This window comes from Leisingera sp. ANG1 (genome assembly GCF_000203975.2).
Taxonomy (GTDB): domain Bacteria; phylum Pseudomonadota; class Alphaproteobacteria; order Rhodobacterales; family Rhodobacteraceae; genus Leisingera.
In genome coordinates this window covers 105,950-125,716 of sequence record NZ_AFCF02000001.1, presented here as the reverse complement: position 1 = coordinate 125,716, position 19,767 = coordinate 105,950, and the positions used below count along the sequence as shown (strand labels likewise).

The 19,767-nt window shown below is 62.9% G+C and carries 21 protein-coding genes; 9 read left to right on the top strand and 12 right to left on the bottom strand.

Going from position 1 to position 19,767, the window contains the following annotated elements; translation table 11 throughout:
* Positions 1-69: 69 nt before the first annotated feature.
* Positions 70-1,236, bottom strand: a complete 1,167-nt coding sequence (locus GC1_RS00640) for a M20 aminoacylase family protein (protein WP_019298545.1) — start codon at positions 1,234-1,236, stop codon at positions 70-72.
* A 63-nt stretch (positions 1,237-1,299) separates the two neighbouring features.
* Between GC1_RS00640 and mazG the strand changes: the two genes are divergently transcribed.
* Entirely contained in the window at positions 1,300-2,115 is an 816-nt protein-coding gene (gene mazG, locus GC1_RS00635; protein ID WP_019298546.1) for a nucleoside triphosphate pyrophosphohydrolase, read from the top strand.
* 77 nt (positions 2,116-2,192) lie between these two features.
* Here mazG and GC1_RS00630 read toward each other — a convergent pair whose 3' ends face one another.
* The gene (locus GC1_RS00630) at positions 2,193-2,747 is read right to left on the bottom strand and encodes a hypothetical protein (RefSeq protein ID WP_019298547.1); all 555 of its coding nucleotides are present in this window, start codon (positions 2,745-2,747) and stop codon (positions 2,193-2,195) included.
* Between the two features lie 268 nt (positions 2,748-3,015).
* Here GC1_RS00630 and GC1_RS00625 point away from each other — a divergent pair, with 268 nt between their 5' ends.
* Positions 3,016-3,957: a nucleoside hydrolase gene (locus GC1_RS00625; RefSeq protein WP_019298548.1), complete on the top strand. Its 942-nt coding sequence runs from the start codon at positions 3,016-3,018 to the stop codon at positions 3,955-3,957.
* Positions 3,954-4,403 carry a GNAT family N-acetyltransferase gene (locus GC1_RS00620; RefSeq protein WP_019298549.1) on the top strand — a complete coding sequence of 150 codons (450 nt, stop codon included), beginning with the start codon at positions 3,954-3,956 and terminating at the stop codon, positions 4,401-4,403. Before GC1_RS00625 ends, GC1_RS00620 begins: the two co-directional genes overlap by 4 nt.
* A gap of 3 nt (positions 4,404-4,406) precedes the next feature.
* Here GC1_RS00620 and GC1_RS22045 read toward each other — a convergent pair whose 3' ends face one another.
* A complete protein-coding gene (locus GC1_RS22045; protein ID WP_237754543.1) occupies positions 4,407-4,958 on the bottom strand; it encodes a GNAT family N-acetyltransferase in 552 nt (183 codons plus the stop codon).
* A 197-nt stretch (positions 4,959-5,155) separates the two neighbouring features.
* Here GC1_RS22045 and GC1_RS00610 point away from each other — a divergent pair, with 197 nt between their 5' ends.
* Positions 5,156-5,431 carry a glycine zipper 2TM domain-containing protein gene (locus tag GC1_RS00610; RefSeq protein WP_019298551.1) on the top strand — a complete coding sequence of 92 codons (276 nt, stop codon included), beginning with the start codon at positions 5,156-5,158 and terminating at the stop codon, positions 5,429-5,431.
* A gap of 341 nt (positions 5,432-5,772) precedes the next feature.
* Here GC1_RS00610 and GC1_RS00605 read toward each other — a convergent pair whose 3' ends face one another.
* The 5 genes from GC1_RS00605 to GC1_RS00585 form a co-directional block, all read right to left on the bottom strand.
* Positions 5,773-6,303, bottom strand: a complete 531-nt coding sequence (locus GC1_RS00605) for an AAA family ATPase (protein ID WP_019298552.1) — start codon at positions 6,301-6,303, stop codon at positions 5,773-5,775.
* 169 nt (positions 6,304-6,472) lie between these two features.
* Positions 6,473-7,099, bottom strand: coding sequence for a DUF2306 domain-containing protein (locus tag GC1_RS00600; RefSeq protein WP_019298553.1), 627 nt, complete (start codon positions 7,097-7,099; stop codon positions 6,473-6,475).
* A gap of 53 nt (positions 7,100-7,152) precedes the next feature.
* Entirely contained in the window at positions 7,153-8,427 is a 1,275-nt protein-coding gene (gene eno / locus GC1_RS00595) for a phosphopyruvate hydratase (RefSeq protein ID WP_019298554.1), read from the bottom strand.
* A gap of 173 nt (positions 8,428-8,600) precedes the next feature.
* Positions 8,601-9,494, bottom strand: coding sequence for a DMT family transporter (locus GC1_RS00590; RefSeq protein ID WP_019298555.1), 894 nt, complete (start codon positions 9,492-9,494; stop codon positions 8,601-8,603).
* A 195-nt stretch (positions 9,495-9,689) separates the two neighbouring features.
* Positions 9,690-10,103: a Fur family transcriptional regulator gene (locus tag GC1_RS00585; RefSeq protein WP_019298556.1), complete on the bottom strand. Its 414-nt coding sequence runs from the start codon at positions 10,101-10,103 to the stop codon at positions 9,690-9,692.
* 352 nt (positions 10,104-10,455) lie between these two features.
* Between GC1_RS00585 and GC1_RS00580 the strand changes: the two genes are divergently transcribed.
* Positions 10,456-11,772 carry a DEAD/DEAH box helicase gene (locus GC1_RS00580; RefSeq protein WP_029205083.1) on the top strand — a complete coding sequence of 439 codons (1,317 nt, stop codon included), beginning with the start codon at positions 10,456-10,458 and terminating at the stop codon, positions 11,770-11,772.
* 234 nt (positions 11,773-12,006) lie between these two features.
* Here GC1_RS00580 and GC1_RS00575 read toward each other — a convergent pair whose 3' ends face one another.
* Entirely contained in the window at positions 12,007-12,711 is a 705-nt protein-coding gene (locus tag GC1_RS00575) for an endonuclease/exonuclease/phosphatase family protein (protein ID WP_019298558.1), read from the bottom strand.
* 156 nt (positions 12,712-12,867) lie between these two features.
* Complete coding sequence (locus GC1_RS00570; protein ID WP_019298559.1) at positions 12,868-14,286, bottom strand: protein adenylyltransferase SelO; 1,419 nt, start codon at positions 14,284-14,286, stop codon at positions 12,868-12,870.
* A 57-nt stretch (positions 14,287-14,343) separates the two neighbouring features.
* Here GC1_RS00570 and GC1_RS00565 point away from each other — a divergent pair, with 57 nt between their 5' ends.
* Together GC1_RS00565 and GC1_RS00560 are read left to right on the top strand one after the other, a co-directional pair.
* On the top strand, positions 14,344-14,763 hold the full coding sequence (locus GC1_RS00565; RefSeq protein WP_019298560.1) for a cupin domain-containing protein: 420 nt from the start codon (positions 14,344-14,346) through the stop codon (positions 14,761-14,763).
* 44 nt (positions 14,764-14,807) lie between these two features.
* Positions 14,808-15,710 (top strand): fatty acid desaturase, encoded by a 903-nt coding sequence (locus GC1_RS00560; RefSeq protein ID WP_019298561.1) that lies wholly within the window; start codon positions 14,808-14,810, stop codon positions 15,708-15,710.
* Between the two features lie 81 nt (positions 15,711-15,791).
* Here GC1_RS00560 and GC1_RS00555 read toward each other — a convergent pair whose 3' ends face one another.
* Entirely contained in the window at positions 15,792-16,901 is a 1,110-nt protein-coding gene (locus tag GC1_RS00555; RefSeq protein WP_019298562.1) for an anhydro-N-acetylmuramic acid kinase, read from the bottom strand.
* Positions 16,902-17,044: 143 nt separating this feature from the next.
* On the opposite strand from GC1_RS00555, the gene tyrS reads away from it, so the two are divergent.
* Positions 17,045-18,301, top strand: a complete 1,257-nt coding sequence (tyrS, locus tag GC1_RS00550) for a tyrosine--tRNA ligase (protein ID WP_019298563.1) — start codon at positions 17,045-17,047, stop codon at positions 18,299-18,301.
* A 297-nt stretch (positions 18,302-18,598) separates the two neighbouring features.
* Here the strand turns inward: tyrS and GC1_RS22650 are convergent, their stop codons facing one another.
* Positions 18,599-18,736 carry a hypothetical protein gene (locus GC1_RS22650; RefSeq protein WP_019298564.1) on the bottom strand — a complete coding sequence of 46 codons (138 nt, stop codon included), beginning with the start codon at positions 18,734-18,736 and terminating at the stop codon, positions 18,599-18,601.
* 46 nt (positions 18,737-18,782) lie between these two features.
* Here GC1_RS22650 and GC1_RS00545 point away from each other — a divergent pair, with 46 nt between their 5' ends.
* The gene (locus GC1_RS00545; protein ID WP_019298565.1) at positions 18,783-19,697 is read left to right on the top strand and encodes a GNAT family N-acetyltransferase; all 915 of its coding nucleotides are present in this window, start codon (positions 18,783-18,785) and stop codon (positions 19,695-19,697) included.
* Positions 19,698-19,767: the final 70 nt, after the last annotated feature.

Below are 19,767 nucleotides of genomic sequence, written 5' to 3'. Positions count from 1 at the left end.
TTGTTCCTGTTTATGCTGACCTTTTGATCAAATACAGGCCCAGCGGGCCATTGTCATTACTCAGCGCCTCTAGCCGTTCAGAGGCTGCGCGCGTTCCACCAGCCGGGCAAAGAAGGACGCCCCTACCGGTGCAATTGCGTCATTGAAATCATACTTCGGATGGTGCAGCCCGGCGCTGTCGCCCTGCCCCAGGAAGAGGTAAGAGCCAGGCCGTGCCTGCAGCATATAGGCGAAATCCTCTGCCCCCATCTCGCGTCCGCCGTCAGCCTCTACATTGGCATCGCCGGAAATCTCCTTGGCAACTTCCACCGCAAAGGTGGTCTTTTCTGCGTCGTTGAACGTGGCCGGATAGCCGATCTCATAGTCAAGCTCCGCCTCGACGCCGTAACTCGCCGCCTGCCCGGCAACGATTTCCTTCATCCGCCGCATCACCATTTTCTGCACGTCCGGGTTAAAGGTGCGCACAGTGCCGTTGATATAGGCGGTGTCCGGGATCACGTTGTCGACGGTGCCGGTGTGGATTTGGGTGACAGAGACCACCAGATCCTCCAGCGTGTGATGGTTGCGGCTGACGATGGTCTGGATCGCCTGCGCCATGCCGCAGGCCGCCATCACCGGATCGCGGGTCTCATGCGGCATCGCCCCGTGGCCGCCTTTGCCCTGGATATGGATGTGGAAGGTATCAACTGCCGCCATCAGCGCGCCCGGGGTGGTCAGGAAATGCCCCTCCGGCAGGCCCGGCGCATTGTGCAGCGCATAGACCTCGCCGATATCAAACCGCTCCATGATGCCCTCCTCGACCATGATGCGGGCACCGCCAATCGCTTCCTCCGCGGGCTGGAAGATCAGTGCAACCCGGCCTTTGAAATTGCGCGTCTCCGCCAGGTATTTCGCCGCGCCCAGCAGCATCGTTGTATGGCCGTCATGGCCGCAGGCATGCATGTTGCCCGCATGGCCAGAGGCATACTCCGCCCCGGTTTCCTCCGGGATGGGCAGCGCATCCATATCGGCGCGCAAGCCAATCGTCGGCCCCTCGCCCTGCCCGTTGATGATCGCCACCATGCCGGTCTGTGCGATGCCCTCGTGCAGCTCGTCCACACCGAACTCCCGCAGCCGCTCCGCCACAAAGGCGGCGGTCTTGGGCAGGTCCAGCGCCAATTCCGGGATCTGGTGCAGATGCCGCCGCCAGGCCTTCATCTCCTCGGCGTAATCGGCAATACGGTTCACAACGGGCATCGGGGTGGACTCCTGCTCCAGACTCGGGATGATGCATCTGACACCGGAAAAAGAGCAGCCGCAATGCAAGAAACAGACCTGATCCACGACCATACCGCCGGTATCGAGCGCCTTCTGGAAATCATGGCGCGTCTGCGCGACCCGCAAACCGGCTGCCCCTGGGATATCGAACAGGATTTCGCCACCATCGCCCCCTACACCATTGAAGAGGCGTATGAAGTTGCCGATGCCATCGAACGCAAGGCCTGGGACGAACTGAAGGGCGAGCTCGGCGATCTGCTGTTCCAATCCGTCTTCCATGCCCAAATGGCGCAGGAAGCCGGGCATTTCACTTTTCAGGACGTGGTCCGGACCATGTCGGACAAAATGGTCTCCCGCCACCCGCATGTGTTCGGCGATGAAAGCCGCGAGAAATCCGCCGAGCAGCAGACGCAGGACTGGGAGGCAATCAAGGCCGCAGAACGCGCTGGAAAGGCGCAGAAAGGCACACTGGATGGTGTCGCCGTCGGCCTGCCCGCCCTGCTGCGCGCCTACAAGCTGCAGAAACGCGCCGCCCGGGTTGGCTTTGATTGGCCCTCGGCTGACAATGTCATCGCCAAGATCACCGAGGAATGCGCCGAGCTGGTTGAGGCCCGCGACACCCTCTCCCACTCTGAGGTGGAAGAAGAATTCGGCGATCTGTTGTTCGTGATGGCCAACCTGGGCCGCCACCTCGGCGTTGAACCCGAAGCCGCGCTGCGCGCAGCCAACGCCAAATTCACCCGCCGTTTCGAGGGCGTCGAGGCCAAGCTCGCCGCCCGCGGCAAACGGCCTGAGGACAGTGACCTGGAGGAAATGGATGCGCTCTGGGACGCGGTAAAGGCCGACGAGCGCGCCTGAACGCGCCCAGATCTTTCATCTTTCCCCAAATACTCGAATCCCGGCGGCAGCGCCGCCGGGTCCCTGGGTCCGCTGATTCAGACCAGGTTGGCCTTTTTCAAGGACGATGAAATCGCCTTGTAGTCCTCAAGGATCTTTTCCTTCTTCGCCAGCTCTTTCCACAGCTTCTCGGCGGTTTTCTTATCGTCGACGGCGACGTTCACCATCACTTCCTTCAGCTTCTTCACGTCAGTGATACCCAGCAGCTTGGCCGCCTTCTTAGGATCGCCCATTCCGTTTTCAGCCACGTATTTTTTGTATTCGTCGCCGCCAGTGAACCCCATCACATCCTTGTTCAGCATCTTCACGACCTCTTCCTTGCCGGTCGCGATGATCTTCTTCCAGTCGGCGTGCTTGAAGTCGCCTTTGTCGGCCAGCGCCTTGGCTGCCAGATGCGTCTTGGAGGTGATGTTGACCGGTTCCTTGCCCTTCTTCTGGTCCATGTAGCGGGTCCACAGCGATTCCGCGTTGCCCTTGTTCTGGGTGAACATGAACTCGTTCAGGCAATAGCGCCGCTTGCAGTAATCCATGTAAGCGGCGGTCATCTTCTTGTCTTTCAGGATATCGCCAACAACCTTGGGCTCTTTGGGCATGTCTTGTTTTCCCCATGCAAATCAATGTGTTTCCGGCCAACCAATGCCGTACCAATAAAGCCCACAATGCGGGCCGAGAAATCATCGCCTGCGCCTGCGAACCATCCCGTCCGTGACGCCGCGTCAGGCAACTATAGAAAGCAAACGCGGGCGCAGCAAACTTCCGTCGCAGAAAATCCCGTGAAATTTGCGCGGACCTGCACAGCAGCGGTTCAATCCCGGTGAAACTGCGCGTAGTCTCCCGGTTCACGATCCCGCGGAGACCGCCATGAGCGCCAGAAAAATCATCATCGACACCGATCCCGGCCAGGACGATGCCGTCGCCATCCTGCTGGCACTGGCCAGCCCGGAAGAGCTCGACCTGCTCGGCATCAGCTGCGTGGCCGGCAATGTGCCGTTGGAGCTCACCAGTAAGAACGCCCGTATCGTCTGCGAGGCCGCGGGCCGTACCGATGTGCCTATCTATGCAGGCAGCAAGGCGCCGCTCGCCCGCCCGCTGATCACTGCCGAACACGTGCACGGCCAGACCGGCCTGGACGGCCCTGCCCTATGGGAGCCGCAGATGCCGCTGGCCGAGGGGAACGGCGTCGATTTCATCATCGAAACCCTGCGCCGCCACGAACCCGGCACTGTCACGCTCTGCACTCTTGGGCCGCTGACCAATGTTGCCGCCGCCTTCAACACCGCCCCGGACATCATCGACCGGGTGCAGGAGATCGTGATGATGGGCGGCGCCTATTTCGAGGTCGGAAACATCACTCCAGCCGCGGAATTCAACATCTACGTCGACCCGGAAGCTGCTGAAATCGTGTTCAGATCCGGCGCGCCGCTCACGGTGATGCCGCTGGATGTCACGCATAAGGTGCTGGCCACCAAGCCGCGCGTCGAGGCGATCCGCGCGCTTGATACCCGGGTTGGCCATTTCACTGCGGAGATGCTGGATTTCTTCGAGCGCTTCGATGTGGAGAAATACGGCTCAGAAGGCGGCCCGCTGCACGACCCCTGCGTCATCGCCTGGCTGCTGCAGCCAGAGCTGTTTTCCGGCCGTCATGTGAACGTCGAGATCGAAACCAGTTCGGACCTCACCCTCGGTATGACCGTCGCCGACTGGTGGGGCGTTGCAAACCGCAAGCCCAATGCCCTTTTCATCGGTGATGCTGACGCGGACGGCTTCTTCACCCTTCTGACCGAAAGGCTCGCCCGCCTATGAGCGCCGCACTGCATCTCGCCAAACCGGAACATCTGGAAACCGTGCTGGCACTGGTTGCCGCCTTCCATGCCGAATCCGGGCTGGAAAGCAGCGACGAGCACCGCCGCGCCGGAATCGAGCCGCTATTGAACGGCCACCCTTATGGCGCCGTCTACCTGATCGGCCCCACCCGCGCGCCGATAGGTTACATCGTCATCACTTTCGGCTGGTCCGTGGAATTCGGCGGCATGGACGGTTTCGTGGATGAGCTCTATATCCGCCCCGCCGTGCGCGGCCGCGGCATCGCCACTGAAGTGCTGACCGAGCTGCCGAAATCGCTGGCAACGGCCGGCATGCGCGCCCTGCATCTGGAGGTCGACCGGGAAAACGAGACCGCGCAAAGGCTGTATTTGCGCACCCGGTTTCAACCGCGCAAGAACTACATCCTGATGAGCAAGAGCCTCTAGCGTTTACAGCAGGCAGCGCAGCCGCGGGCCGACCTCCTGAAACCCGCTCCGTTTGTAAAATGCCAAGGTCCGCGCCCAGGCCGGCTGATCCGGAGCCCCGACCTCCAATCGCTTCCAGCCGTGCTGGCGCCCATGCTCGGATGCCGCGGCAACCAGTGCCGCGGCCACGCCCTTTGAACGCCAGTCCGGTTCCACATAAAGCTCGGTGATCTCGCCAAACCGCCCGCCCGCATAGACTGCTGCGCATTCATTGAGCATGAGCAGCCCAACCTGCCGCCCAGCGGTGGCCGCAACAAAACCGGCAACAGAGCCGGTTCGCAGCACTTCTTCCGCAACAGGCAGCAACTGGTCAGACTGCACGGCCTCGCCACCGCTAAGCTCCTCCAGCAATGCAGCAATGAATCGCGATGCAACAGCAGCCTCGCCTGGAACAAGCTGGCGAACTTCAATGCTGGTGCCGTTCAAAGGATTTCCCCCAATACATGCCAATAATATGATCAAATTAACCCCAGCTGGCCACCCGTGTCTATTACAAAGGCCACGCGGCTGTTTCACTGAAAATCCCGGCACGTCACGGCGGGCTTTCCACCCCTCCCCGGCAAAAGCCCGCCGCTGTGCGCCCCCCTCCGGCAGTTTTGCGCTGCTGTCCCCAAAGCGCGCATTTATGCGGAACCATCCTCCTGAGGCCGGCGTTATAGTCCCGTCTGCGGCCTGAAACATGGCCACCCTGGACCTGAAAATGGAGATATCAAATGACTTTCCGCTGGATCCCTGCACTTGCAAGTTCCGCTGTACTGGGCCTCGGGGCCTGTACCAATCTGACCCCGGAACAGCGCACCGTTGCCGGTGTGGCAGGCGGTGCCGCAGCCGGCCTAATCGCAGCTGACGCGCTCAAGGCAGACGACGACTGGCGCCTGATCGCAGCGCTCGGCGGCGCCGCCGCAGGCACGCTGGTTGCGCAGAACAACCAGACCCGGCAGTGCGCATATTCCCGCGGCGACGGCACCTATTACACCGCCCCGTGCTAAGAATTCACGATCTGGCGCCCTCCCCCCGGCCAGGGCGCCAGATCTCCCGATGCAGCCTGCGGTCAAGCCGCATCCCTGGCATCAGCGTATTTCACCGCCAAGATTCAGCCGCTGGACCGGATCGTCCGGTGACGCGGCCTGGCCGCTGAATGGGTAGGTTCCCGGTCCGCTGCATCCCAGAAGGGTCGAAAGAACTGCACAGATTGCCACTGTGCGCAAAGCCCGCATCGTCATGGCTTGCTCCCCTTTCCCGCGGCTGCATTGCGCCGCGTAAGAACAGGCTACATGACGCCAGCGTGAGCGTCTGTGATCCGGGCCACATATGCCGAAATGGGGATTTCTTACGTCTCTGCCAGCTCTGCGGCCAAGGCACGGCCCAGCTGCTCAGCGTCGAATTCCAGGCCGCACGGCACAGAAATCAGCCGCCCCGCCTGCAGAGGGTAGCCGGCTTCGAGTACTTGAAGCCACTTCAGAACATCACCCCGGCTGCTCAGGTCTTCAAGACGCCTTTTGGCTGAGCCGAACCTTTCCGCAGCAACTTCGGCACTGCAGGCGCAATGCACCTCCACCAAGGTCTCATACTGCTGCAACCAGCCAGCTGGCGTTCCGAAACCAGCCGCCCCTACGCGCGGCTGCCACTGAGCCACCAGAACACAGTGGCTGAGCGCTTCAGCGGCGGTTTGAAACAGGCGGTCGCATTCCTGCTCCAGCCGCCTGCGCTGCTCCGGCGTGGCATCAGCCGCGCGCACAGACAAGGCTTCCAGGAAGTCATCCCTGTCCAGACAGGGCCAGCTCAGTTGCCGCGCCAAGACATGCCCAAGTGCGGATTTCCCGCTACCGGGCAAACCTGTCAGGATAATTGCCGCTTTCATCTTTTCAGCTCAGTTTTGCCTGCACCAGATTTACCATCATTCGGCAATACCCGCATAGGGTTTCTCAGAGAAACGAAAACTCGCGGAAACTTGCCGCCTCGCCCAGCCGAATAGCCAGCAAACTACCTCTTACTTAAGGAGAGACTGAGTATGGGTCAGAGGTAAATCATCAAAACCTCAACGCCTTATGGAAAACGCCCGCACGCGCCTCCAGGACAAGAAGAACAGCCAGATTTGTCACCAAACCCACCGCCGATGCTGCGGTAAAACTCTGTTCAAAGGGGACAGAAAGCAACTGATTTGCCAGTTCAATGTAAACCCGCGCAGTGGAGACCGTCAGTCCAAGGGCAAAAGCCAGCCGCATCAAACGCATGTGCATTCCGAATTTCCGCAGGCGAGCAAAACGGTATGCGAAAGCCATAGCCGCCATCAAGCTGATGCAAATTGCGAAAGTAACTGCCTGTGTCAGAACCCCGCCAAGCGCCGGGAAGACCATCACCATATGCATTACGCCAAGGCTTGAAATCACCCCGCTTAGAATGAACACTTGGCCCAGCGCCCGGTGAGCCTTGGGAAAACGCCTTCGGACCACGGGGGAAAACTGAAGGGGGCCAATCAGAAAGAACACGATACCAGGAATTAGGTGGACAGCTGACGCCAGTGGGTGATCAGCATAGCGCTGGTCCACAAGAGGCAACCCGTCATGAGTCTGAAACAGGAAAAGCAAACGGTCAAAACTGTCCCGCAGAACCGGCCAGCTCAACAGATAGAGAAATACGGTATCAAATCGGAACATCTATGTGTGGTTCAAAATGAGAAGCCCCGCCGGAGAGGCGGGGCTTCGCAATCTTACTTCAGGATCGAGCGGCCTGCGTATTCTGCCACTTCACCCAGCGCCTCCTCGATACGGATCAGTTGGTTGTACTTGGCAAGCCGGTCAGAGCGCGCCAGCGAACCGGTTTTGATCTGGCCGCAGTTGGTGGCAACCGCGAGGTCGGCAATGGTGGCGTCCTCGGTCTCGCCGGAGCGGTGCGACATCACGTTGGTGTAACGCGCGCGATGGGCCATATCGACAGCCTTCAGGGTCTCGGTCAGGGAGCCGATCTGGTTCACCTTCACCAGCATCGAGTTCGCCACGCCGCGCTCGATGCCCTCAGCCAGACGCGCCGGGTTGGTCACGAACAGATCGTCGCCCACCAGTTGCACGGAATTGCCGATCTTGTCGGTCAGCAGCTTCCAGCCGTCCCAGTCGTCCTCGGACATGCCGTCTTCGATGGAGATAATCGGGTAGTCATTGACAAGTGCGGCCAGATAGTCAGCGTTTTCTTCGCTGGACAGCGACTTGCCCTCGCCCGCCAGCACGTATTTGCCGTCCTTGTAGTATTCGGTCGCGGCGCAATCGAGCGCCAGGTAGATCTCTTCACCGGGCTTGTAGCCGGCTTTCTCGATCGACTTCAGGATGAAGTCCAGCGCCTCGCGGGAGGAGCCGATGTTGGGGGCAAAGCCGCCCTCGTCGCCGATCCCGGTCGACAGCCCCGCCGCCGACAGCTCTTTCTTCAGGGTGTGGAACACTTCAGAGCCCATGCGCACCGCGTCGCGGATGTTTTCCGCGGCCACCGGCATGATCATGAATTCCTGAATATCGATCGGGTTGTCGGCATGCTCGCCGCCGTTGATGATGTTCATCATCGGCACCGGCAGAACCCGGGCCGAGGTGCCGCCGATATAACGGTAGAGCGGCTGGGTGGTGAAATCGGCCGCGGCCTTGGCCACCGCCATCGACACGCCCAGAATGGCGTTGGCGCCCAGGCGGCCCTTGTTCTCGGTGCCGTCCAGTTCGATCATCGCCTGATCGACCGCAACTTGCTCGGTAGCATCAAAGCCGACCAGCTCCTCGGCGATCTCGCCGTTCACCGCGGCCACCGCTTCCAGCACGCCTTTGCCCATGTAACGGGACTTGTCACCGTCGCGCTTCTCCACCGCCTCATAGGCACCGGTCGAGGCACCCGAGGGCACGGCTGCACGGCCCATGGTGCCGTCTTCCAGGATCACGTCGACCTCAACCGTCGGGTTGCCCCGGCTGTCGAGGATCTCACGGGCGTGAATGTCGATAATGGTGCTCATCTGTCCATCCTTGGTTTGGCCTGAAAGCGGCGCGTTTTGCTGCCAGCGTCATACCAGCCGCTGCAGGAAAGTAAACCGGGATCGTTATCGCTAACACGCATAAAAGCGGCAGGTTAGGGCTAACAAGGCGCTGTTTGCGCCAACAGGGCAGAGGAATTTCGCCAGCCGGGACGTCAGGCCGCAGCCGCCGCCGCACGGCGGGCCCGCCGTGCCAGCCGTTGCTCGCGCACAAAGGTGTAAAGCCCCGACCCGATGATCAGCGCCGCCCCGGTCATGGTCAGCGCATCGGGCCGCTCGCCAAAAACCAGAACGCCCGCCAGGATCGAGAACAGCAGCCGGGTATAGCGGAACGGTGTCACCGCCGAGGCATCCCCCACCCGCATCGCCGTGACAATGCCGTAATAGCCCAAGACCCCGAACAGAACGCCGCCTGCCATCATCAGGTATTCATTCTGCTCCATCACCTGCGCCTCACCGGGGGTGAAGGCCAACAGCAGCAGGCCCGCAGGAATGACTGCCAAAAACGCCTGGAAACTGACGACGGTAGAGGGAACGGCGCTGTCCATCACCCGGGTCATCAGATCCCGCGTGGCGACGCCCAGCACCGCTATCACCACCAAGAGCGCCGCAGGCTCAAAACTGTCCAGACCCGGCCGGATGATCAGCAGCACCCCGGCAAAGCCAACGCAGATCGCCAGCCAGCGCCGCCAGCCGACCTGTTCACCCAGAAACAGCGCAGCGCCCATTGTGATCACCAGCGGCGTCGCCTGGAAAACGGCGGCCACAACCGAGATATCAACCAGCGCCAGCGCCGAAGCAAAGCCCATCGCCGACACCGCCTCTGTCCCCGCGCGCAGCACGGGGCGCAGACGCCAGGACCGCGGCGCAAACAGTTTGTGGCCCTGCATCTTTGCCATCACCGCAAAGACCAGCCCGCTGCCAATACCAAGGCAGATCAGGATCTGCCCAACCGGCAAAGTGCCTGACAGCTGTTTGATGAACATGTCTTCAAGCGTGAAGAACGCCATAGAGGCGATGACCAGAAGAATGCCGTGCAGGTTGTTCATTTTCGCGCGTCCCGTAATGCGGACCGGCAGCACGCCGGACCATCCGGGCAAATGACATCAGCACAAGGTGCCGGACAACTCCGTTTCCGACCCCGGCCCATGACAAGACGTGAGCACACACATCAATATTTGTGATAAGCCGAACACCAGCTACCCGCACAACCGGGCTTTGGGCTGGAAAACACCCCCGCTAGCCTACTCCGCCTTGCGCGGCACTCCGTAGAGCTCAAGCCGGTGCCCGCGCAGCTCATAGCCCAGCTTGCGGGCGATCCGCTCCTGCAGCTCCTCAATCTCCGGATCGCAGAACTCGATCACCTCGCCGGTGTTCATGTCGATCAGATGGTCATGATGCTCGCGCTCGGCGTCCTCGTAGCGCGCGCGCCCGTCGCCGAACTCCAGCCGCTCCAGAATGCCCGCCTCCTCGAACAGCTTGACCGTGCGGTAAACCGTGGCAATCGAAATCCCGGCGTCTTTTGCGCTGGCGCGGGCGTACAGCTCCTCGACATCCGGGTGATCATCGCTGTCCTGCAGCACCTGGGCAATCACCCGGCGCTGGCCGGTCATGCGGAGCCCCTTGGCTTCGCATCGGGCGATAATCGTCTTTTGCATATCTTCCTCGCGGTTTTCTGGTCTTCCTCTTTAGCGGATGCGTTCTGCGGCGAAAACAGGCTTTTCAACCGTATCAATGGTTGACAAACAGCTTATCCACAGCCATTTGGCACCCAGGCATCCCTCCCTGCCGCGTGAGCAGAGGCCATTGACCGGACGCGCAACCTGCGCACAAACCACAGTTCCGGGGTCTAGTGATATGCCGCCATTCCCAAAATCACGCGTGGGGATTGCAGAGGCCAGCGGCCTGGCATCCGGCCAGCGCGCGCCCGAGGTCCCTGCCCCGCAAGACACCGCTGCCATGCAGCGGACTCCGGCCCGTGCAGACTGCAGGGCCGTGAAAGGACGATACGTGACTGAATTTTCGACCATGGGGCTGCCTGAAAAGCTCCTCGCGCGCCTCAAGGACATGGGTCTGAACGACCCCACCCCGATCCAGGCGCGCGCCATTCCCCATGCCCTCAATGGCAAGGACGTGCTGGGCCTCGCGCAGACCGGCACCGGCAAAACCGCTGCTTTCGGCGTGCCGCTGATCGCGCAAATGATGCAATACGGCCGCAAGCCCGCCGCGATGACCGTGCGCGGCCTGGTTCTGGCACCGACCCGCGAACTGGCCAACCAGATCGCCGACACGCTGAAGGGCCTCACTGAAGGCACCCCGATGAAAGTCGGCCTGGTGGTCGGCGGCGTCTCCATCAATCCGCAGATCGCCCGCATCGCCAAGGGCACCGACATCCTGGTTGCCACTCCGGGCCGCCTGATCGACATCCTCGACCGCGGCGCGCTGGACCTGGCTTCCTGCGACTTCCTGGTGCTCGACGAAGCCGACCAGATGCTGGATCTGGGCTTCATCCACACCCTGCGCAAGATCGCTGCTCTGATCCCCGCGGAACGCCAGACCATGCTGTTCTCGGCCACCATGCCCAAGCAGATGAACGAGATCGCCAACTCCTACCTGCAAAGCCCCGTCCGAATCGAGGTTTCACCTCCGGGCAAGGCCGCCGACAAGATCACCCAGTCGGTGCATTTCATCGCCAAGGCCGCCAAGCTTGACCTGCTGAAGGAACTGCTGAACGAACACAAGGATGAGCGCACCCTGGTCTTCGGCCGCACCAAATGGGGCATGGAGAAGCTGATGAAGACGCTGGACAAGGCAGGTTTTGCCGCGGCGTCCATCCATGGCAACAAATCCCAAGGCCAGCGCGAACGCGCCCTGGCGGCCTTCAAGGCGGGCGAGATCAAGGTGCTGGTTGCTACCGATGTGGCGGCCCGCGGCCTCGACATTCCGGATGTGAAATACGTCTACAACTATGAACTGCCCAACGTGCCCGACGCTTATGTGCACCGCATCGGCCGCACCGCGCGTGCGGGCAAGGACGGCCAGGCAATTGCGCTGTGCGCCCCGGATGAGATGGAAGAGCTGAAGGCGATCCAGAAAGTGATGAAAATCACCATCCCCACCGCCTCCGGCCGCGCCTGGGAAGCGATGCCTGATCCGGCAGCCCCCGCGGGCAAGCCCGGTGGCCGTCCCAACGGGCGCCGCGGCGGCGGCAAACCCGGCGGCCAGCGCCGCCGTGGCGGCAGCGGCGGCGGCAACAGCCAGGGCAAACCCCAGGGCAGCAAGCCCGGCAACGCCCAGCGCCGCGGCCAGAAACAGCGCGCGCGCTAAGCCTTCCCCGCCAGCGCCGGGTCAAGGGTCCCGCAGGGACCGCGCGGCACGCGCGGCTTGCCCTTGACGCGGCGCTGGCGGAAAACACACTTGAAATGGCGCTTAAGGGCACACCTGCCCTTAAGCGCCTCTCAGCAGAAAATACTCCGCGCTGCGCAGCAGCGCCCGGCCCAAGCCTGACGGTAAATTGCCCAGGCAATTTCCCTGGAAAGGCGCGGGAGCTCCCTCGCTTCGCTAGACCGCCCGCAGATCCGCCCAGACCGGCAGATGGTCAGAGGCGATATGCGCGGGCCTTTTGCCATGCACCCCATGCGCCACCGCCGTCAGCCGCTTGCAATGGGCGATCCTATCCAGCGCGCCCAGCGGCCTGAGCGCTGGAAAACTCGGTTTCGGCGGCAGAAAATTCAGCGCCGGGGCGATATGCTCCAGCACCGCCCCGCGCGACCATTCGTTGAAATCCCCTGCCAGAACCACCGCGGCGTCATCGCGTTTCGCGGCCCGCGCCAGCGCATGCATCTGCTCGCGCCGGGCCCTGCCTGTCAGCCCCAGATGCGCGCCGATCACCCGCACCGGGCCCAGCGCCGTGTCCAGCTCCGCCCAGACCGCCCCGCGCGGCTCAAGCCCGGGCAGCGCGATATGCCCCTTTGCCCGCAGCTGCACCCCATTCCGGTACAGCACCGCATTGCCATGCCAGCCCAAGGACCCCGCACCGCCGAGATCCGCGGCCCTCCAGCCGGTCTCCTCGACCAGGAAATGCGGCAGCGCCGCCGGGCGCGGCGGCAATCGCTTATCCGCCTCCTGCAGCACCGCCACATCCGCCTTCAACCCGGCCAGCACCTGCAGAATACGCTCCGGCCGCCGGCGCAGGTCCAGGCCGACGCATTTCTGGATGTTGTAGGTGGCAATCCGCAGCGTGTCCGGCGGGGGTCTTTGTGGCATCTGCTTGTCCCGGGTCTCAATCGGAGTGTGGGGCAGGACGCCATCCAAGCACAACCGGCATCACGCCGCAGAAGGTTAAAAAGGGGGGCTGCCTCCCCCTCTTGAGCCTGCAGCTCACTTCACCCCCGCGGGTATTTTCAATCAGAAAGGAGCAGATCAGGTGCCGCAGAAGGTTGCCTGCACCACTTCTTCGGGCAGCGGCGGACGCTGCAGATCACTATGCTCCGGCTGGTCCTCGTAAGGGTTGGCCAGCACTGTGTTCAGCCGGTGGAACAGCGCATAGTCGCCTGCCACCGCACCGGCAATCATCTCCTCGATCCTATGGTTGCGTGGAATGAAGGCAGGGTTCGCCGCACGCATGACCGCCTGCGGGTCCGGTTCGTCTTCCAGCCGCGCCTGCCAGTCCTCCGCCCAGGCATCAAAAGCTGCCGGATCGGTGAACTGATCCCGCGCCGTGCCATCCGCCAGAGCGCGGAAGGTATTGGTGAAATCACTCTGGTTCTCCGCCATCCGACCCAGCAGAGAGGTGACCAGTTCCAGGTCCGCGTCCCGCTCCGTGGTGATCCCCAGCTTGGCCCGGAACCGCCGCAGCCAGGCCGCCTCTGTCAGTGCGGGCATCGCATGCACGATCTCCGTTGCTTGCTCGACACCTGCCTGCGGGTCGTCCATCTGCTGGATCAGCGCGGTTGCCAGCTGCGCCAGATTCCAGACCGCAATCGTGGGCTGGTTGGCATAGGCATAGCGCCGCCCCCGGTCGATCGAAGAAAACACCGTATGCGGGTGGTACACATCCATGAAGGCGCAAGGCCCGTAGTCGATGGTCTCGCCGGAGATCGAGAAATTATCGGTGTTCATCACCCCGTGGATAAAGCCCACGGACATCCATGCAGAAATCAGCTCGGCCTGCGCATCACGCACCGCGCTGAGCAGCCCCATCGGGCCATCAGCCTCCGGGTAGTGGCGGGCAATGGCATAGTCTATCAGCTGCCTGAGGCTCGCCTTGTCGCCGCGTGCCGCAAATACCTGAAACGTTCCCACCCGCAGATGGCTTGCCGCCACCCGGGTTAGCACCGCGCCGGGCAGGCCGCCCTCGCGCCATACGGTCTCGCCGGTCTCCACGGCCGCCAGCGCCCGCGTGGTCGGGATGCCAAGCGCATGCATCGCCTCGCTCACCACATATTCGCGCAGCACCGGCCCCAGCCAAGCGCGCCCGTCCCCGTTGCGGGAGTACGGCGTTCGCCCCGCCCCCTTCAGCTGAATGTCCCGGCGCTGGCCGTCCGTCCCTACCGTCTCCCCCAGCAGGATCGCGCGCCCGTCGCCCAGCTGCGGATTGTAGGTGCCGAACTGATGTCCGGAATATAGCTGCGCCAGCGGATCGGCCCCCTCCGGCACCTGATTGCCGCTGAACACCTCTGCCATCTCCACCGCCTCACCGGGCGTGATCGCCATGATCCGCGCCAGATCCTCGTTAAACGCAACCAGCCTGGGCGCCTTCACTGCCTGCGGCGGCAGTTTGGAGTAGAACTGCCCCGGCAGGGCAGCATAGGTGTTGTCAAAGGGGATCATGAGTGTCATGGCCCAAACATATGACTGGAATAGAGATTTACCAGCACCAAAGCGGGGAGAGCAGCAATGGACGCAGACCGGATCATCGAGCACCTGGGCCTGCAGCAGCATCCGGAGGGCGGCTGGTACAAGGAAACCTGGCGTGCGGAAAATGAAGGCCGCCCCACAGGCACCTGTATTTACTTTCTTTTGAAGGCTGGCGAGAGCAGCCACTGGCACCGCGTCGACGCCACCGAAATCTGGCTGTACCACGCCGGCGCGCCGCTGGTGCTGTCAATGGCTGCGACAGATGAAGGCCCGGTGCAGGACCACCTGCTGACCCCGGACCTGACCAAAGGCGCACCGCAGCTGATCGTGCCCACGGGCCACTGGCAGGCCGCCGGCACCACCGGCGCGTTCACACTGGCCAGCTGCACCGTTTCGCCGGGATTCGAGTTTGAAGGCTTCGAACTGGCCGCCCCCGGTTTTGACATCCCGCGCAGCTGATCCGCCCCTTGCAGCGAATCGCCGGTCTGGACAAGACTGTCCATATGTCTGCAGAACCGGATCACACGCGTCTCATCAAATCGCTGCCGCCACAGACCAAGGCTACCCTGACGGCCCGGTCTGACGCGGCGGGGCTGCGGCATCTGGCGCTGTATCTGGCGGCGCTCGGCGCCTGCTCAACCGGCATTGCGCTGCAAGTGCCCCTCTGGCCGCTTCTGATGCTGCCGCAGGGGGTGCTTCTGGTCTTCTTGTTCACCCTGTCTCATGAGTGCACCCATAAAACCCCGTTCCGAAGCGGCTGGATGAATGAGGCCGCAGGTCATTTCTGCGCCGTCGCCATCGCCCTGCCCTTTGTCTGGTTCCGCTACTTCCACCTGGCGCATCACAAATACACCAACGATCCTCAGCGCGACCCGGAGCTGGAACACGGAGGGCGGCCGGAGACCTTCGCTCAATGGCTGAAATACCTGAGCGGCTGGGGCTACTGGCGCGGCATGGCGGCAACTCTCTTGCGCAACGCTTTTGGCACCATCACCGCGCCCTACCTGCCGGAACGCCGCCACGCGGCCATGCGGCTGGAGGCGCGCCTGCTGCTGGCGATCTACTCCACCGCGCTGCTGAGCCTGCTGGTCTCGCCGATGGTTCTGTGGCTGTGGGTTGTGCCGCTGCTGATCGGCCAGCCTGCCTTACGCGCCTACCTGCTGGCGGAACACGGTCTCTGCCCCCCGGTGGCGAACATGCTTGAAAACTCCCGCACCACTTTCACCAACCGGCTGGTGCGGTTTGTGGCCTGGAACATGCCTTATCACGCAGAGCACCACTCTTTCCCGAATGTGCCCTTTCACCAGCTGCCCGCCTTTCACGCCATCACCCGCGCGCATTTGAAGTCGACGTCAGACGGGTACGGCGAGTTCACGGCGGGCTACCTCCGCCAGCTCTCCCGCTGATCCGCCGCCAGAGGCCGCACAAATTTCTTCAAAGAAATTTGCCAAGAAACTTCGAAGTTTCTTGTCCGCCCGGTCACAACCTTACGCCCCCGGCACGCTTACCACACCGCCGCCGACACAGGCGCTGACACCGGTGGTGCCAGGCGCCGATGTCGGCATTCCCCGCGCCACCCGCACCGCCAGATGGGCAAAGGCCTGCGCCTCCAGCATGTCACCGTCCAGCCCTGCGTCCTCCACCGGCTTTACCGGACAATCGAGCGACACCCGCAGCATCTCCATCAGCACCGGGTTGTGCCGCCCGCCGCCGGTGACAAGCACCACCTCCGGCGGCTCAGGGCAATGTTCCATGCCCTGCGCCACGGCGGCGGCGCACATGGCGATCAGGGTGGCAGCCGCATCGGCATCGCTCAGTTCATTGACCAGTCCGACCATCTCGGCAAAATCGTTCCGGTCCAGCGACTTGGGCGGCATTCTTGCGAAATAGGGCTCGGCCAGGAACAGCTCCAGCGCACCTGTTTCCACGGTGCCGGACCGCGCCACCTTGCCGTCCGCATCCCAGGGAATGCCCAACCGTTCCTGTACCAGATCATTGACCGGCGCATTGGCCGGGCCGGTGTCAAAGGCCAAGAGCGCACCCGGCTGCTCGGGCCTGTCAAACCGCGGATCCACATAGGTGAGGTTGCCAACCCCGCCCAGATTCAGGAAGCACAAGGGCCGCTCAGCGCCGATATACTTGGCGCAGGCAAAGTGGAAGAACGGCGCCAGCGGCGCGCCCTCGCCCCCCATGGCCACGTCATCAGTGCGGAAGTCCCAGACCACAGGCTTGCCCAGCGTTTCGGCCAATGCTGCACCGTCACCCACCTGCAATGTGCCTTGCAGCCGCGGCGCATGGGCCAGGGTCTGGCCGTGAAAGCCGATGATCTCCACATCACCGAACTCCGCCAGCGCCGCCGCATGGGCCGCATCGCAAACCTCTGCCGCGGCGTCCACTTCCGGCCCGGCCCATTTGCCCAGCCCCGCCCGCAGCACGCTGCGCTCTGCGGCGGAATACTCGCGGTAGCTGCTCTCGCCGAATGCGTGAATGCGCGCGCCGTCGGTCACCACAACCGCCGCATCCACCCCGTCCAGCGAGGTGCCGCTCATCGCGCCCAGCGCCCTGACCGCACCCGTTTTTGCAATGGCCCTGCTCATGGCCTGCCCCCATCCTTCTGGATCCGGGCCGTACCGCCCGTTGCAGGGGATACTACAGCGCATAATTTGCCGGGAAAACAGGTTCCAACCGGCGCCAATGCGATTTATAGGGCATGGTGCAAAACCATAGACCGAGGCATGTTATGACCTACACACCGAAATCGGATTTCGTCGCAGTCATGATGGAACGCGGGTTCCTCGCGGACTGCACCGATTATCAGGGCCTGGACGACGCCCTGCTGCAAGGTGTGCGCCCGGCCTATATCGGCTTTGACGCGACAGCGAAATCGCTGCACGTCGGCTCGCTCATTCAGATCATGATGCTGCGCTGGTTCCAGAAGACCGGCCACCAGCCGATCACCCTGATGGGCGGCGGCACCACCAAGGTGGGCGACCCCTCCTTCCGCGCCGATGAGCGCCCGCTGCTGACCGAAGCACAGATCGACGACAATATCGCTGGCATCAAGAAGGTGTTTTCCGCCTACATCGACTATGAAACCGACGCCCCGAACAAGGCGCTGATGCTGAACAACGCCGAATGGCTGGACGGGCTGAACTACCTGGAATTCCTGCGCGACATCGGCCGCCATTTCTCGGTGAACCGGATGCTGTCGTTCGAGAGCGTCAAATCCCGCCTCGACCGCGAGCAGTCGCTCAGCTTCCTCGAATTCAACTACATGATCCTGCAGGCCTATGACTTCATGGAGCTGAACAACCGCTACGGCTGCATCCTGCAGATGGGCGGCTCGGACCAGTGGGGCAATATCGTCAACGGCATCGACCTGACGCGCCGCACCATCGAACATGAGGTCTATGGCCTCACCTCGCCGCTGCTGACCACCTCCGACGGTAAGAAGATGGGCAAGACCGCCGAAGGCGCGATCTGGCTCAACGCCGACATGCGCAGCCCTTATGAGTTCTGGCAGTTCTGGCGCAACACCACCGACGCCGACGTGGGCCGGTTCCTGAAGCTCTACACGGAGCTGCCGGTGGAGGAATGCGAGCGCATCGGCGCTCTGCAAGGCTCCGAGATCAACGAGGGCAAGGTGATCCTCGCCAATGAGGTGACCACCCTCCTGCACGGCGCCGAAGCTGCCGCGGCGGCAGAAGCCACCGCGCGAGAAGTGTTTGAGAAGGGCGGTGTCGGCGACGACCTGCCCACACTCTCGCTGTCCCCTGCGGACCTGGGCGACGGCATCTCGATCGTGCAGCTGATCGTGAAATCCGGTCTCGCCAAATCCGGCAAGGACGCCAAGCGGCTGATCTCCGAGAATGGCGCCCGGATCGACGACCAGCCGCTGACCGACGCAGGCCTGATGATCGACGCAGGCGCGCTGTCCTCGCCAATCAAGCTGAGCGCCGGCAAGAAACGCCACGCGCTGGTCAAGCTGGGCGGCTGATCCATCTGGATATGAGAAGGAAAAGGGAGCCCTTGCGCTCCCTTTTTTCTTGCCCGCAGATGCTCCCACCCGTTCCAGCCCCGTCAAAGACGGGTCCTCAAGGTTGGGCCGGGCGCCGCTTGGCGACGCACCAGCACATCCTCGCAACGCCTCCCTCAAGCCAGCCCCGGGTCAAGGGCCGCGCATGCGGCCGGGCGCAGCACGGTTCACCCTTGAGGCGGGGAAGGCCAGGATACACTCAAAAAGGCGCTTAAGGGCAGACCTGACCTTAAACGCCTCTCAGCAAATCATCCTGCCTCAGAAAAACAGCGCTTCCACCAGCGTCAGCACTAAAAACACCGGCACAGACAGGGTGATCGCAATCAGCAGCGCCGCTACCTTGGTCATCCGCGGGGCGGCTGCCGCCTGCCCCATGATCTGTTTTGCTTTCTTCATGCCTGAAATTAACCATGATTTAGGTTTCCAGCGCGTTAATAACCCCATGTTCGACAGCGCCCCCGATCCCGATCTGCCCGCAGCAGCTACCGCCCGCCCCCAACCCCGCGCGCTCCAGCAATCGCCGGAGTTCGCCCGCGCGCTGATGGCCTGCGGCCAGGAGCCACTGACGCTGGACGGCACACTTGTGCTGCGCCGCCGCTTCCCCGGCGGGCTGAAGCTGGCAATGGTGAACCGGGCTGACCTTTCCAGTCCAGCCCCGCTAATGTCCGCCCTGCGTTCAGACGGACTCGCCCGCACCCCGCTGATCCTGTCGCCCGAATCCCCGGCGCCGCATCTTGCCCGCCTCGGCGCCGTGCCGCTGGCCACGCCAGCCCATGCCGCGCTCTGGGACCTGACAGGCGATGCAGAGCAGCGCCGCGCCGCCCTGCATCAGAAATGGCGCAACCGGCTGAAGCACGGAGAAGCGCAAAACCTCCGCCTCACCCGCCAGAACCTGCCGCATGACGTGCGCCACTGGCTGTTCCAGGCCGACGCGGCACAGCAAACACAGCGCGGCTACCGCAGCTGGCCCATTGGCCTCACCCTCGCCTATACCCGCGAAAACAAGGGCCAGGCAAAACTCTTCCAGGCGTTTGAGGGCAAGGAAGCGGTTGCCGCCATCCTGATCCTGACCCACGGCAGCACCGCCACCTACCACATCGCCCACACCACCGCGCGCGGCAAACAGCTCAGCGCCCATCCCCTCCTATTGTGGGAGGCCGCCAATTGGCTCGCCGCCAAGGGCATCTGCCGGCTCGACCTCGGCCTCATCAATACCGAGGACGCCCCAGGCCTTGCCCGCTTCAAACTCGGCACCGGCGCCCATCTGCACCGTCTGGGCGGCACCTGGGGTCTCTGGCCGCCGCTGGGCCGCCTCCTGCGCCCGCTGGCCTTGCTCGACCGGCAGCAAATGGCCTGACAGGTTTCTCGTAAGTCCGCGACGTCCCGTCCCGCTGGACAGGTGCCCAGCCTCTCCATTATATGAACAC

Excerpts from the sequence above, each read along its gene's own strand:
- GC1_RS00640 (WP_019298545.1), bottom strand. The coding sequence starts at position 1,236 with ATGCCCGTTGTGAACCGTATTGCCGATTACGCCGAGGAGATGAAGGCC.
- GC1_RS00555 (WP_019298562.1), bottom strand. The coding sequence starts at position 16,901 with ATGAGCAGGGCCATTGCAAAAACGGGTGCGGTCAGGGCGCTGGGCGCG.
- GC1_RS00620 (WP_019298549.1), top strand. The coding sequence starts at position 3,954 with ATGAGCGCCGCACTGCATCTCGCCAAACCGGAACATCTGGAAACCGTG.
- GC1_RS00585 (WP_019298556.1), bottom strand. The coding sequence starts at position 10,103 with ATGCAAAAGACGATTATCGCCCGATGCGAAGCCAAGGGGCTCCGCATG.
- tyrS (WP_019298563.1), top strand. The coding sequence starts at position 17,045 with ATGACCTACACACCGAAATCGGATTTCGTCGCAGTCATGATGGAACGC.
- GC1_RS00560 (WP_019298561.1), top strand. The coding sequence starts at position 14,808 with ATGTCTGCAGAACCGGATCACACGCGTCTCATCAAATCGCTGCCGCCA.
- GC1_RS00600 (WP_019298553.1), bottom strand. The coding sequence starts at position 7,099 with ATGTTCCGATTTGATACCGTATTTCTCTATCTGTTGAGCTGGCCGGTT.
- mazG (WP_019298546.1), top strand. The coding sequence starts at position 1,300 with ATGCAAGAAACAGACCTGATCCACGACCATACCGCCGGTATCGAGCGC.
- GC1_RS00565 (WP_019298560.1), top strand. The coding sequence starts at position 14,344 with ATGGACGCAGACCGGATCATCGAGCACCTGGGCCTGCAGCAGCATCCG.
- GC1_RS00630 (WP_019298547.1), bottom strand. The coding sequence starts at position 2,747 with ATGCCCAAAGAGCCCAAGGTTGTTGGCGATATCCTGAAAGACAAGAAG.
- GC1_RS00570 (WP_019298559.1), bottom strand. The coding sequence starts at position 14,286 with ATGACACTCATGATCCCCTTTGACAACACCTATGCTGCCCTGCCGGGG.
- GC1_RS00610 (WP_019298551.1), top strand. The coding sequence starts at position 5,156 with ATGACTTTCCGCTGGATCCCTGCACTTGCAAGTTCCGCTGTACTGGGC.
- GC1_RS00590 (WP_019298555.1), bottom strand. The coding sequence starts at position 9,494 with ATGAACAACCTGCACGGCATTCTTCTGGTCATCGCCTCTATGGCGTTC.
- GC1_RS00545 (WP_019298565.1), top strand. The coding sequence starts at position 18,783 with ATGTTCGACAGCGCCCCCGATCCCGATCTGCCCGCAGCAGCTACCGCC.
- GC1_RS00575 (WP_019298558.1), bottom strand. The coding sequence starts at position 12,711 with ATGCCACAAAGACCCCCGCCGGACACGCTGCGGATTGCCACCTACAAC.
- GC1_RS00605 (WP_019298552.1), bottom strand. The coding sequence starts at position 6,303 with ATGAAAGCGGCAATTATCCTGACAGGTTTGCCCGGTAGCGGGAAATCC.
- eno (WP_019298554.1), bottom strand. The coding sequence starts at position 8,427 with ATGAGCACCATTATCGACATTCACGCCCGTGAGATCCTCGACAGCCGG.
- GC1_RS22650 (WP_019298564.1), bottom strand. The coding sequence starts at position 18,736 with ATGAAGAAAGCAAAACAGATCATGGGGCAGGCGGCAGCCGCCCCGCGG.
- GC1_RS00625 (WP_019298548.1), top strand. The coding sequence starts at position 3,016 with ATGAGCGCCAGAAAAATCATCATCGACACCGATCCCGGCCAGGACGAT.